At 63.8% G+C, this 12133-nt stretch carries 11 protein-coding genes; 2 read left to right on the top strand and 9 right to left on the bottom strand.

Annotated elements, in window-relative coordinates; genetic code table 11:
- Nucleotides 1–69: 69 nt before the first annotated feature.
- From J4P02_RS29500 to lon, 3 genes are all read right to left on the bottom strand, one after another.
- Nucleotides 70–705 carry a lysoplasmalogenase gene (locus J4P02_RS29500; protein ID WP_426197070.1) on the bottom strand — a complete coding sequence of 212 codons (636 nt, stop codon included), beginning with the start codon at nt 703–705 and terminating at the stop codon, nt 70–72.
- A gap of 1 nt (nt 706) precedes the next feature.
- Entirely contained in the window at nt 707–1099 is a 393-nt protein-coding gene (locus J4P02_RS29505; protein ID WP_426197072.1) for a protease inhibitor I42 family protein, read from the bottom strand.
- Nucleotides 1100–1259: 160 nt separating this feature from the next.
- Nucleotides 1260–3680 carry an endopeptidase La gene (gene lon / locus J4P02_RS29510; protein WP_426197074.1) on the bottom strand — a complete coding sequence of 807 codons (2421 nt, stop codon included), beginning with the start codon at nt 3678–3680 and terminating at the stop codon, nt 1260–1262.
- A 448-nt stretch (nt 3681–4128) separates the two neighbouring features.
- On the opposite strand from lon, the gene J4P02_RS29515 reads away from it, so the two are divergent.
- The gene (locus J4P02_RS29515) at nt 4129–6471 is read left to right on the top strand and encodes a putative bifunctional diguanylate cyclase/phosphodiesterase (protein WP_426197077.1); all 2343 of its coding nucleotides are present in this window, start codon (nt 4129–4131) and stop codon (nt 6469–6471) included.
- Nucleotides 6472–6519: 48 nt separating this feature from the next.
- Here the strand turns inward: J4P02_RS29515 and J4P02_RS29520 are convergent, their stop codons facing one another.
- Both J4P02_RS29520 and J4P02_RS29525 read right to left on the bottom strand, forming a co-directional pair.
- Complete coding sequence (locus tag J4P02_RS29520; protein WP_426197079.1) at nt 6520–6951, bottom strand: HEAT repeat domain-containing protein; 432 nt, start codon at nt 6949–6951, stop codon at nt 6520–6522.
- Between the two features lie 184 nt (nt 6952–7135).
- Nucleotides 7136–7753 (bottom strand): LuxR C-terminal-related transcriptional regulator, encoded by a 618-nt coding sequence (locus tag J4P02_RS29525; RefSeq protein WP_426197081.1) that lies wholly within the window; start codon nt 7751–7753, stop codon nt 7136–7138.
- A gap of 145 nt (nt 7754–7898) precedes the next feature.
- On the opposite strand from J4P02_RS29525, the gene J4P02_RS29530 reads away from it, so the two are divergent.
- Nucleotides 7899–9557 (top strand): ATP-binding response regulator, encoded by a 1659-nt coding sequence (locus J4P02_RS29530; RefSeq protein WP_426197083.1) that lies wholly within the window; start codon nt 7899–7901, stop codon nt 9555–9557.
- On the opposite strand, the gene J4P02_RS29535 is transcribed toward J4P02_RS29530, so the two are convergent.
- The 4 genes from J4P02_RS29535 to J4P02_RS29550 form a co-directional block, all read right to left on the bottom strand.
- Nucleotides 9535–10182 carry a carboxypeptidase-like regulatory domain-containing protein gene (locus J4P02_RS29535; protein ID WP_426197085.1) on the bottom strand — a complete coding sequence of 216 codons (648 nt, stop codon included), beginning with the start codon at nt 10180–10182 and terminating at the stop codon, nt 9535–9537. The genes J4P02_RS29530 and J4P02_RS29535 overlap by 23 nt on opposite strands.
- 104 nt (nt 10183–10286) lie before the next feature.
- The gene (locus tag J4P02_RS29540; RefSeq protein ID WP_426197087.1) at nt 10287–10580 is read right to left on the bottom strand and encodes a hypothetical protein; all 294 of its coding nucleotides are present in this window, start codon (nt 10578–10580) and stop codon (nt 10287–10289) included.
- A 230-nt stretch (nt 10581–10810) separates the two neighbouring features.
- Nucleotides 10811–11131: a hypothetical protein gene (locus J4P02_RS29545; RefSeq protein ID WP_426197089.1), complete on the bottom strand. Its 321-nt coding sequence runs from the start codon at nt 11129–11131 to the stop codon at nt 10811–10813.
- Nucleotides 11132–11915: 784 nt separating this feature from the next.
- Nucleotides 11916–12133 (bottom strand): hypothetical protein (locus J4P02_RS29550; protein ID WP_426197091.1); only part of this gene is annotated, 218 nt, incomplete at its 5' end.

The following is a 12133-nucleotide window of genomic DNA, read 5'->3' on the forward strand; positions in this document are numbered from 1 at the left end:
GGCTGCGATAAGGCCCGCAAGGCCTTCAGGACGGCAAGGGCGACACAAGGTGCGGCCCTTGCCGCCGGCTCAGCGCGACTTCTGGCTGAACGCCGAGGCGGCGATGCCCCACTGGCCCAGCCAGTAGAAAATGATGATCAGGTAAGGCGCGGCGTCGAAGGCCAGCACGAAACGGCTGATGCCGATCAGGCTGTCGGAGAAGGCGAAGCTCAGGGCGCCAATGGCTGCCAGCGCTGCCGAGCGTGTGGGCACCGCTGTTCCGAGGCGTGCCAGGGCGCGCCAGAGCATGGCGCTGATGGTCAGGGCGTAGACGATTACCGGCACCAATAACGGCCCCAGGCCATGGGCGATGAGGATTGCCAGCAGCCCTGCGCCAATGGCCAGGGCCACCAGTAGCGGCAGCAGCGCCAGGCGCCGACAGTCACTGAGGTAGGCCTTGAGGTACGCCAGGTGCGCCACCAGGAACGCTCCGAGGCCGAACACGAACAGGTCCGTGGGCCAGGCCAGCAGCACATCGCCGAGCACCGAGAACAGCAGGCCGATGATGATCCAGCGGCGGTAATCCCCTGGCGGTGCATCGTGCAGCCAGCCCAGCAGGGCCAATACCGGCAACGGCTTGACCAGCAGGCAGAGCAACGTGGCATGCACGCTGACCCCGTAGATAAAGGTGGCGGCCCCCATCAGCGCAAGGATCAGCCAGCCCATGTCAGTTCACCTTGATCGAGCAGTCGAAGGCTTTCACCGGTGCTTCTTCCGGCGCCCAGGGTTGTTGGTAGGTCAGCAACAGCCGGCCCTGGCCGCTGGCAAAGGCCTGGAAACGCCAGGTCGACTGGCCGCCAGCGCCCACCAGGCCAGTGTCCTCGGGGTTGCTGTAGACCTCGGGGCTGACCTTGCGCAGGATGCCGCCGGCAGAATCCTGGATCGCCCAGCGATAGCCCGTGGTGGGATTGCTCGGCAGGGTCAGGGTCAGGGTTTGCCCAGTGTGCAATTGCAGCGGGCACTGGCTCTGGTTTTCCACGGTGACGTTGGGCTTGGGTTGGCTGGCGCAGGCGCCAAGCAGGGCGAGGCTGAGCAGGACAAGCAGGCGGGAAGCGGGCATGGGTCAGGAAGCTCCGATCATTCGTGACGAACGGCGAGCATACCCGAAGATGTCGGAGTGTATAGATGGCGGGATGGAGGTTGGCCGGTATGGCCTGTTCGCCGGCAAGCCGGCTCCTACGGGTTGGTCATTGTAGGAGCCGGCTGGCAGGTCTAGGGGCTTAGAACAGCACCTTGGCCACGTCGGTAAAGCGCTTGGCGAAATGCGCGGTGATGCCTTCCTTGAGGTAGTCGGGCAGTTCTTCGAAATGCCCGCGGTTGGCTTCCGGCAGGATCAGCTCGTAGATCTTCTGCCGCCGCGCGGCGATGACCTTCTCGCGCACCCCGCCAATCGGCAGCACGTGGCCGGTGAGGGTCAGTTCGCCGGTCATGGCCACGCCTTTCTTCGGCGGCTGGCTACGGGCCAGGGACAGCAGGGCGCTGGCCATGGTCACCCCGGCGCTGGGGCCGTCCTTGGGCGTGGCGCCCTCCGGTACATGCAGGTGGACGAAGGCTTCGTCGAAGAACTTGACGTCGCCGCCGAACTGCTTGAGGTGCGAGCTGACGTAGCTGTAGGCGATCTCCGCCGACTCCTTCATCACATCCCCCAGTTGTCCGGTGAGCTTGAAGCCGCGGTTGTGGGTGTGAATTCGCGTGGCTTCGATCGGCAGGGTGGCGCCGCCCATGCTGGTCCAGGCCAGGCCGGTGATCACCCCGACCCCGCTCAATACTTGCTCGTTGCGGAACACCGGCATGCCCAGGGAGGCTTCCAGGTCCTTGGGGCCGATCTTGATGCTGGCGTCCGGTTCTTCCAGCAGCCTGACCACCGCCTTGCGCACCAGCTTGCCCAGTTGTTTCTCCAACTGGCGCACCCCGGCTTCCCGGGCGTAGCCGTCGATCACCGCGCGCAGTGCACTGTCGCTGATGCTCAGGCTGTTTTTCGCCACCCCGGCTTTCTCCAGCTGCTTGGGCCACAGGTGGCGCTTGGCGATGGCGAGTTTTTCCTCGGTGATATAGCCCGACAGGCGAATCACTTCCATACGGTCGAGCAACGGCCCGGGGATCGAATCCAGGGTATTGGCGGTGCACACAAACAGGACCTTGGACAGGTCCATGCGCAGGTCCAGGTAGTGATCGAGGAAGTCGACGTTCTGCTCCGGGTCGAGGGTCTCCAGCAGCGCCGAGGCCGGGTCGCCCTGGTAGCTCTGGCCCATCTTGTCGATCTCGTCGAGCATGATCACCGGGTTCATCACCTCGACCTCTTTCAGCGCCTGCACCAGCTTGCCCGGCTGGGCGCCGATATAGGTGCGGCGGTGGCCCTTGATCTCGGCCTCGTCGCGCATGCCGCCCACGCTGAAGCGGTAGAAAGGCCGCCCCAGGGATTCGGCGATGGACTTGCCGACGCTGGTCTTGCCGACCCCGGGCGGGCCCACCAGCAGCACGATGGAACCGCTGATCTCGCCTTTATAGGCACCCACCGCGAGGAATTCTAGGATGCGGTTCTTGATGTCGTCGAGCCCGGCGTGGTGCTTGTCCAGCACCTTGCGTGCGTGCTTGAGGTCGAGCTTGTCTGCGCCATACACACCCCAGGGCAGCACGGTGGCCCACTCCAGGTAATTGCGGGTGACGGCGTATTCCGGCGAGCCGGTTTCAAGAATCGACAGCTTGTTCATTTCCTCGTCGATGCGTTTCTGCGCCTGGGGCGGCAGCACCTTGCCCACCAGGCGCTGTTCGAACTGCTCCAGGTCGGCACTGCGGTCGTCCTTGGTCAGCCCCAGCTCCTGCTGGATCACCTTGAGCTGCTCCTTGAGGAAGAACTCGCGCTGGTGCTCGCCGATCTTGCGATTGACCTCGGCGGAAATCTCTTTCTGCAGGCGCGCGACCTCGACCTCCTTGCGCAGCATCGGCAGGACCTTCTCCATGCGTTTGAGCATGGGCACGCAGTCCAGCACTTCCTGCAATTCGTTGCCGGTGGCGCTGGTCAGGGCCGCAGCGAAATCGGTGAGCGGCGAGGGGTCGTTGGGGCTGAAGCGGTTGAGGTAGTTCTTCAGCTCTTCGCTGTACAGCGGATTGAGCGGCAACAGCTCCTTGATCGCGTTGATCAGCGCCATGCCGTAGGCCTTGACCTCGTCGGTGGGCTCATTGGGCTGGTGCGGGTATTCGACTTCCACCAGGTAGGGCGGACGATGGTGCTTGAGCCAGGTGCGGATGCGCACCCGGGTCAGGCCCTGGGCGACGAATTGCAGTTTGCCATTCTCGCGGCTGGCGTGGTGGACCTTGACCAGGGTGCCGTACTGCGGCAACGCGGCGGTGTCGAAATGCCGGGGGTCTTCCTGGGGCGTGTCCATGAAAAACAGGGCCAGGGAGTGATGCTCGGATTTGCTCACCAGCTCCAGGGTTTCGGCCCAGGGTTCTTCGTTGACGATGACCGGCAGCACCTGCGCCGGGAAAAAAGGCCGGTTATGGATCGGGATGATGTAGACCTTGTCCGGCAGATTCTGCCCGGGCAGGGCCAGGTCGGTGCCATGGGCCGCTTGGTGTTCGGCGTTTTCCGGATCGACGTAGTCACGGGGGTCGTCGGGAAATTCTTGCTGATCGCTCATGAAGGCTCCTGCACGTTGGGCTATGTCGGTTAGATGGGGCAGGTCTTGACGGGTTTCAATGGCCAGCTGGTTTCAGGGTTTTTCAGGGGCCGCGGGCGGTGTTTCCAAGCAGCGCTTTTGCCCTTGAGCGTGCCCTTCCAAAGCCTGGCTGCGCGAGGCTTTTCTGGGCTTTGGCAGGTGAATCGGTCACCCGTTTGCAACCTTTGCTTGAACCGCCTTGTCAATAAAATGACTGCAAAATCACCTGTTTTATTGCGTGATCTTCTGTTATTTGAAGATTAATCTGAGTGCCCGGCATGTCGGTATGAAACTGGCATTTATTTGACGCACGCATTCAGCTTCTCAGAGGGATGGGTATGAAGAACGGATTTCTCAGCTCCCGGTGGCGCTCATTCACCTCGGCGTCGGCAGCGCCCGGCAGGCTCGTGGAGTTGTCGAGAGCCGCCCGATGAGGTGGCGCCGAACCTTTCAGGCAAGGATTGTCGGGGTGCTGGCGCTGTTGCTGTTGGTGCTGATCGGGACGGTGTATTTCGCGGTCAAGACTGCTACCACCCAGGCGGTGGAGCGTCAGGCGCAATTGCAGTTGAAGGTGGGTACCCGAGTGTTCGAACGGCTGCTGGACCTGCGTGGCCGCAACCTGCAATACGGCGTCGACTGGCTAGTGGGGGATTCCGAGTTTCGCCGCGCGGTGCTCAGTGGCAAGCCGGTGGAGATCCTTGGCGCTTTGGCGCAGCACAGCGGCGGTATCGGTTCCAGCGAGATGTTCGTGCTCAGCCCCGAGGGCCGGGTCATCGCCAGCACCTTGCCGGTGATCGCCCCCGAGCAGCATTTTCCCTATGACCAGGCCCTGCGTCGGGCCCAGCGGCACAACACCCATATGCTGTTCGTGGCGATCGAGGGCCGTCCCTACCTGCTGGTGCAGGGTGACGTGCTGGGGCCGCTGCCCATTGCCCGGGTGGTGATGGGCTTTCCCATGGACGAGTCCTTCGCCCGGGAACTGCGCTCCATGAGCAACCTGGAAGTGTCGTTTCTCACCGTCGAGGGCCAGCAACCCGGGGAGTTGATCAGCACTCAGCGCGAGTCTTTCTGGTCGCCCATCATCAAGGCCTTGGGTGATTCGCTGTGGCAGTCGCTGCCGCAACTGAGCGAGACCCGTGGCCAGCGTTTTCTCAACCAGGCGCTGCAACTGGCCAATACCGGCGATGCCGACGACCCGCGGGTCATGGCCCTGCTGCAAAGCCCGCTGGAGCAGGCGCTGCAGGCCTTCGCGCCGCTGGATCGGCAGTTCCTGTGGATCGCGCTGGTGGCGTTGCTGGTGTCCCTGGCCTGTGCCCTGCTGATGGCGCGCCGGGTGTCGCGGCCCCTCGAGGACCTGGCCCAGGCCGCCCGGCGGATCGGCGCCGGCAACTACCAGGCGCCGGTGACGGTCAAGCGCAGTGATGAACTCGGGGTGCTGGCCGATGCCTTCAATGCCATGCAAAGCGCCATCGCCACCCGCGAGCGGCAACTGGCGCACAACGCCCTGCATGATCCGCTGACCGGCTTGCCCAATCGCGCCCTGGCCATCGAACGCCTGAGCCAGGCCATTGCTGCCCGGCGAGGGGTGGTGCTGCTGTACCTGGGCATCGACAACTATCGGGCGATTCACGAAGGCTTCGGCGCTGATGGTCTGGAGCAGATGATGGGGGAGCTCAGCCAGCGTCTGCGGGATGTGCTGTCCCAGGGCGACACCGCCGCGCGGATTACTGCCAGCGAGTTTCTCCTGCTGCTGGAGAACATCGAGCTCGACGGCGCGCTGGTCATGGCCGATCGGCTGCATGGCCTGCTGAGCCGGCCGCAGTCGATTCAGGGCGACGAGGTACGACGGCAGATCTGCATCGGCATGGCGGTGTACCCGGCCGATGGTCAATCCGCCGAGGAACTGATCAGCCGTGCGGCCATCGCCCGCCACGATGCCTCGGCCCAGCCCGGCTACCTGCAGGTGTATCAGCAGGACCGCGACCTGGCCCATCAGCGGCAGATCAGCCTGATTCGCGACCTGCGACGGGCCGCCGCCGAGGGCGAACTGTTCCTGCTGTATCAGCCCAAGCTCGACTTGCGCCGTAACTACCTGCATCAGGCCGAAGCGCTGCTGCGCTGGCAGCACCCGGTGTTCGGCGTGGTCTCGCCGGCGGAATTCATTCCCCTGGCCGAGCGCACCGGCAGCATGTCCAGCCTCACGGCCTGGGTTATCGAGGCCTGCATCCGCCAGTTGGCGGAGTGGAATCGCCGGGCGCTGCCGGTGCGCCTGTCGTTGAATATTTCCGCCAGCGACCTGGAGGACGACGACCTGGAAGTGCGGGTCAGCCAGTGCCTGGAGCGCTATCAGGTGGCGGCCGAGCAATTGGTGTTCGAAATCACCGAGAGCGCCATCATGCGCCACCCGGAACAGGCCCTGGCGGTGCTGCAACGGCTGCGCGGCTGCGGCATCAGCTTGTCGGTGGATGATTTCGGCACCGGCTATTCGTCCCTGGCGCAACTGCAGCGCCTGCCGGTGCAGGAGTTGAAGATCGATCAGTCATTTATCCGCAACCTGGACGAGACCAGCGGCGACGCGGTGATCGTGCGTTCCACCATCGAGATGAGCCACAAGCTGGGGCTCAAGGTGGTGGCCGAAGGGGTGGAGTTCGAGCATTGCCTGAAGCTGCTGCAGGCCTGGCACTGCGACACGGTACAGGGCTACCTGATCAGCCGGCCGTTGCCCAGCGAGGCTTTCGAACGCTGGTTGTCGCGCTCGCGGGTCTCGAGTTGAAGGAATGAGGATGGCCGGTCGCGATCGACCGGCCATCCAGGGGGTATTTCACAGGGCAGCGGACTCGGCCTTGCTCAGCAGGCTGTGCAATTCCGGCTCCATGCCTTCTTCGCTGAGGTTGTCCATGATTTCCAGGATCAGCGGCGCAAAGTGCGGCTCGATCGCCGCTTCCGACCAGTCCAGCTCGTAGATGGCCATGACCCGTACATCCAGGTAGGGCGACTCCGCCAGCAGGCGTTTCAACAGATCGATGGCCGGAGCACTGCGCAACTCGCCCAGGGAGACCGCGCAGCGGTGCTGCCAGTACTCGGGGCGCGACAGCAGGGTTTCGCCAAGCCGCTGCCAGTGCGCAGGGGTAAAGGCGTGGAGCACGCCCTTGGCCACCTGCTCGGCGGTGTATTCGTTCCAGTTGGCGGCTTCCGAGTCACCGAACCAGTAGTGCAAACGTTCAAACAGCTCATCACGGTTATCCGTATTCATGATGTTTTTCTCCTGCGAGGGGCGGCTGCGCCAGCACGCTGTTCCTGACCTGCCGCCCAATGCCATGGCGCTTATACAGGCGTGCCAGGACCGATGCTGCCTGATTTGCGCCAGGCTTCCCAGCGTTAACCGCCGATGTTGTGGGGAACTGTCCCTGGGGAATTCGCCGGCGTGTTGTCCCGGTTTACCAGGTCCCGGCGAACTTCACCGCGGCCGCGGCGCGAGATGGCACCTTCAGGGCATGCAGCAGGGACGAAACATGGATGCGCACCGTATAGGGCGAGATATCCAGCTCGCGGGCGATTTCCTTGTTGGTCTTGCCCTGGGCGATCAGCCGCAGCACCTCTTGCTGGCGGTGGGTCAACTGGCTGACTTCGGCGCAGGCATCCAGGGGCCGCAGCAGGCCGGAAGGCGCGTACTTGACCACCACCTCGCCCAGGCGAATGGCCAGGATCGCCTGGCCGATCTCCTCGGGGCTGATGCTCTTGCCGATAAAACCGTCGACCCCGGCGGCCATCACCTCGCCGATCAGTTCCGGGTTGTCCACCATCGACACCACGATGATCGAGGTGCGTGGCAGTTGCCGGCGCAGGTCAGCCAGCATGCTGACCGAGGTCAGGCCGGGAAAGTGCAGGTCGAGAATCAGCGAATCCGGCTCCTCGCCGCCGTGGGCCAGGGCCTGCACGGCGGCGAGATCACCGGCCTCTTCGAGCAGCGCCTCGGGCAACAGACGCTGGATGGTGCGCAGCATGCCTTCGCGGAACAACGGGTGGTCGTCGGCGACGATAATCCGGCAGGTCATGTTTGAAACTCCTTGAAACATCCAGTCCTGTGAGCATGCTAACGTGGCCTGCGGCGCTGTAACTGGCCGCTGGTCGTGTGTGCCAGGCTGTCGGGCAGAACGGCAACAGACCATGGCAACGCATCTTGCACAAGGAGGCGAGTGCATGAAAGTTGAGAAGGACAGCGAGCTCGACCAGGCCACCCTGCGGATCATCGTCGCCGGTTGCGCCCTGCTCTGGTTCGGCGTGATCGGCTTTCTGCCGGGGCAGAGCATCGACCCCTATGTGCCGGTGATTATCTATATCTCGCTGTTCATGCTGGGTTCCATCCTGCTGCGCATGGCCATTGCCCGCTGGCCCGGGCACTACCCGGCGCGGCGCATCCTGGGCATGGTCTACGACTACAGCGGCACCTGCTACGGCCTGGTGGTGGGCGGGGAAGGTGCGTTGCCGATCTACGCGGTGATGGTCTGGGTCAACCTGGGCAATGGCATGCGCTTCGGCTCGCGTTACCTGGCCATCGCCACCGGGTTGGCGCTGTTCGCGCTGTTCATGGTCTACCTGCTGACTCCGTATTGGCGGGCCCAACCCTACATGGTGCTGATGCTGATGATCACCAGCACGGTGATTCCGGTGTACGCGCACATCCTGCTCAAGCGCACGCGGCTGGCCTCGGAACAGGCGATTGCCGCCAACCTGGAGAAGTCGCGCTTCCTGGCCCAGGCCAGCCACGACCTGCGCCAGCCGATCCACTCCATCGGCCTGTTCACCGCCTGCCTGCGCGAAGCCGACCTGGGCGTCGATGAGCGGCGCCTGGTGGACAATATCGACCGTTCGCTGCTCAACGTGTCGCAGCTGTTCCGCTCCATTCTCGACCTCTACACCCTGGACAACGGCCGGGTGCAACCCAAGTACGAAACCCTGCACCTGGGGCAGTTGCTGGCCGACCTGGTGCGCCAGAACACCGAAGCGGCGCGCTGGGCCGGGGTCGAATTGCGCTTGCGCCCCTGCAATCACTGGGTGGTGACCGACCCGGGGTTGCTGGCGACCATGGTGCAGAACGTGCTCTCCAACTGCTTCAAGTACGCCGCCCAGCGCCCGGTGCTGATTGGCGTGCGCCCGCGTGGCCAGGGCCTGGCCATCGTTATCTACGACCAGGGCCGGGGAATTGCCGAGGAGCATCTGCCGCGGATCTTCGAGGAGTTCTACCGGGTGCGCCAGCTGCGCGACAAGGACGTCGAAGGCGTGGGCCTGGGGCTGTCCATCGTCAAGCGCCTGGGGCAGTTGATCGATCTGCAGGTGATGCTTCGCTCACAGGTCGGCCGCGGCACCGCGGTGACCCTGCACGGCTTGCCACAGGCTGCGCCACAACGCCTGCGCAACCGCGACGAGGCACGGCAGAACGGCTTGCTCAGCGGTTTGCAGGTCTGCCTGGTGGAAGATGACCGCAACGTGCTGCTGGCCACCTCGGCGTTGCTGGAACGCTGGGGCTGCGTGGTGCAGGCCGAGTCGTCGGCCGAGGATCTGCGCAGTGACTGCGACATCATCGTCGCCGACTATGACCTGGGCACCCGCGCCTCGGGCATCGAATGCATCGACAGCATCCGCCAGCAGCGGGGTTGGGAGGTGCCGGCGCTGATCATCACCGGGCACGACATCGAGAAAATCCATGCGGCCCTGCACGACCGCAATATCGCCATCCTGTCCAAGCCGGTGCGCCCGGTGGAGTTGCGCGCCACCTTGCGCGCCCTGCGCGATATGCCAACGGCCGCCACTCACCGGGCTGCGGTGGCCGAGGCCACTACCAGGTCCGGCACGGGATAAGCAGCGGGTAGTTGGTCATGGTCAGCTTCTTGTCCTGGCCACCGGCCAGTTCGACAAAGTCGTCCAGCATGCCGCTGGAGGAGGAGATCGAACTGCGCTCGGTGTAGTAGTGGGTGGTCACTGGCCCGTAATTGGTGTTGCTCTGGCCGGTGCCCACGTACTCATTCCAGCGACTGGTGCCGTACACCATGTCGCTGCCCTGGACGAAATATCGGCCGGGTTGCAGGTTGCGGAACTGGAAGATGCCATTGCCGTCGGTCCTGGTTACCCGGTGCACCGCCACCGCCTCGGGCGCCATGCTCACCTGTGCGCCTTTGGGCTGGGACGCGCGCAAGTCATGCCAGGCCTGCAAGTGCGGAGTGACCGGGTACAGATAGATCTCGACATTGCGGCTGTCCTCGATGCCGTCGTTGCCGACGATGCAGAACTTGCCGGTAAGGGTTGCGGTGCCGGGTTGCAGGGCGGCGAGCGCGGCCTGAGTGTCGAAGGGCGTAGTGGGGTACTGCACCTCGGGGATTTTCACCGGCGGGTAGTCGGCCAGGGTTCGCCCAGGGCGCGGCGCACAGGCCACCAGGGTACAGGCGAGCAGGGCCATGCCTGCCACCTTGAATAGAGGGGATTTCATCAGCTCAGGACCTTTGCAGGGAATGGTCGTGTTCGCGCGACGCTGGCCTGTGGTTGCGCCAGGCCAGCCAGACGCCGCGAACTCCGATGATCAGGACCTTTCGCTTACTGCTTGGTGCACTCGGCGGGCAACGCGACCACGCCGCCCATGCTGGCGAAGGCGACCATGCCGCCGCTGGGCAGTATGCAGTTGTATTCGCCGTTGCTGGTGCTGGCGGTGAAGTAGGTCTGGGAGGCGTCGCTGCGAACATTACTGACGGTGGTCACGGGCTTGCCGAGGGTGGTCTGGGCGCGGTTCTTGAGGTCGTCGTTGCTCGGTTTGGCAATGGCGCAACCGCCCAGGGCCAGAGCCAGGATGCTGAGCAGGGTGAGGGGGCGGAGGCTGGAGTGGCGCTTCATGATGTTTCTTCCTTGCTGTTGTTGTGTTTTCTACGGCGCAGCCGCTCCCCACGCCGCTGGGCGGCGGTGTTGAGAAGAGCGAGTGGTTGGCGGGCACTATAGCGCCGGGGTGGAAGAGGGTCGATTAGCACAAATGGGCTAATGTCCCTTTGCAATCATGGGGTTGGGCAAGGAGGCGCGGGGCCGTTCCAGCAAGGCTGATGGCCCTGCTGGATGCTGTTGTGTCGGGCTCAGGGCAGCAGTTGTTGCTGCAGGCGGCGGCCGAGTACGTCCAGCAGGTCGCAGCCGTCGCGCAGGGGGATGACGCACAGTTGGGCGAAGTCCTGGAGCAGGGCGGGGTTGCTTTTGAGGTTGTCGTGGCTGGCGATGTTTTCCAGCAGTTGGGTGGCCGCGCGGATGCGGTGGGCGGCGGCTTCGTGGAGGGCGTCCAGGGGGGCTTGGGTGTCTACCAGCAGGGTGGGGATGTTGTAGTCGTTGCTGGTGAGGGGCATCAGCTGAGCATCATCCGGTGTTGCAAGGGTTTCAGGTTTCTTGGCTTTGACCTTTTTCATTTGATTGAGCTCCGGGTAGGCATGAGAGCTGCCAACGGCCTTCCTACGGGCTTGGGTGGCAGCCGCGCGCGGGGTAGGAATACCGAATACCCTTGGACTCGGCCACGCCTAAGCGTGCCCGCGCACAGCCGCCGCGAATGATCTTACGGATGCGACAAATGCTCCGCAATCAGACGGGACGTTTATGCGCCAAGGGTTATCGAAGGGTTCCTACGCCCTGTCATTGAGTTTGCAATGACAAGCCAGACCATAGAGGCAGAGCACTTTAGCGACAAGGTGATGCAATTCGACGCGTGTTGTAGGACTTTTCGGTGGGCCCTATTTGTGGCGAGGGAGCTTGCTCCCGCTCGACCGCGCAGCGGGCGTAAAGCTGGGGTTGCGGCTTTTTGGGGGGATATATCCATTGCTGCGGGTGTGGCGGCTATTGGTTTCGCTCTTACAGCGAGTCACTTTGGAAAAGCCCCAAAGTAACCAAAGGGCTCCTGCCCCCGCATCCGGCCCCTCGCCTAGGCTCGGCGTTCCCTCGTTCCGGCATTGCTCCGGGGGCACGCCGCCACAGGCCATCCATGGCCTGGGGCGGCTAGCTCGGCATCCATGCCGAGCTGCCCCCTACGCAATGCCTGCACTCGGCCTCCTGAAGGGGCAGGAAGATCAAAAGCAAGATCAAGATCAAGATCAAAAGCCAAGCGCGTTTTACGCGCTTTTTGTAGGAGCCGGCTTGCCGGCGAAGAGGCCCGCAAGACATGCATTGATCCGGCTGACGCCTTCGCTGGCAAGCCAGCTCCTACGGAAGGAGGACGAGGCCGCCAGGCCAAAGTTTGCTCTGGCTCTGGCTCTGGCTCTGGCTCTGGCTCTGGCTCTGGCTCTGGCTCTGGCTCTGGCTCTGGCTCTGGCTCTGGCTCTGGATTTTGATTTTGATTTTGATCTTACAGGCCCCTTTAACCACGATGGCCGCACGCAGGCATTGATCCGTGGGTAACCCGGCAGGACGCCGGGTTAGCC

This window comes from Pseudomonas sp. NFXW11, from assembly GCF_049887815.1.
In the GTDB taxonomy this organism is placed as follows: domain Bacteria; phylum Pseudomonadota; class Gammaproteobacteria; order Pseudomonadales; family Pseudomonadaceae; genus Aquipseudomonas.

What these genes read in the sequence shown, in the direction of transcription:
- J4P02_RS29515 (WP_426197077.1), top strand. Translation starts at nt 4,129, where the DNA reads ATGAGGTGGCGCCGAACCTTTCAGGCAAGGATTGTCGGGGTGCTGGCG.
- J4P02_RS29535 (WP_426197085.1), bottom strand. Translation starts at nt 10,182, where the DNA reads ATGAAATCCCCTCTATTCAAGGTGGCAGGCATGGCCCTGCTCGCCTGT.
- J4P02_RS29545 (WP_426197089.1), bottom strand. Translation starts at nt 11,131, where the DNA reads ATGAAAAAGGTCAAAGCCAAGAAACCTGAAACCCTTGCAACACCGGAT.
- J4P02_RS29505 (WP_426197072.1), bottom strand. Translation starts at nt 1,099, where the DNA reads ATGCCCGCTTCCCGCCTGCTTGTCCTGCTCAGCCTCGCCCTGCTTGGC.
- J4P02_RS29520 (WP_426197079.1), bottom strand. Translation starts at nt 6,951, where the DNA reads ATGAATACGGATAACCGTGATGAGCTGTTTGAACGTTTGCACTACTGG.
- J4P02_RS29540 (WP_426197087.1), bottom strand. Translation starts at nt 10,580, where the DNA reads ATGAAGCGCCACTCCAGCCTCCGCCCCCTCACCCTGCTCAGCATCCTG.
- J4P02_RS29530 (WP_426197083.1), top strand. Translation starts at nt 7,899, where the DNA reads ATGAAAGTTGAGAAGGACAGCGAGCTCGACCAGGCCACCCTGCGGATC.
- J4P02_RS29525 (WP_426197081.1), bottom strand. Translation starts at nt 7,753, where the DNA reads ATGACCTGCCGGATTATCGTCGCCGACGACCACCCGTTGTTCCGCGAA.
- lon (WP_426197074.1), bottom strand. Translation starts at nt 3,680, where the DNA reads ATGAGCGATCAGCAAGAATTTCCCGACGACCCCCGTGACTACGTCGAT.
- J4P02_RS29500 (WP_426197070.1), bottom strand. Translation starts at nt 705, where the DNA reads ATGGGCTGGCTGATCCTTGCGCTGATGGGGGCCGCCACCTTTATCTAC.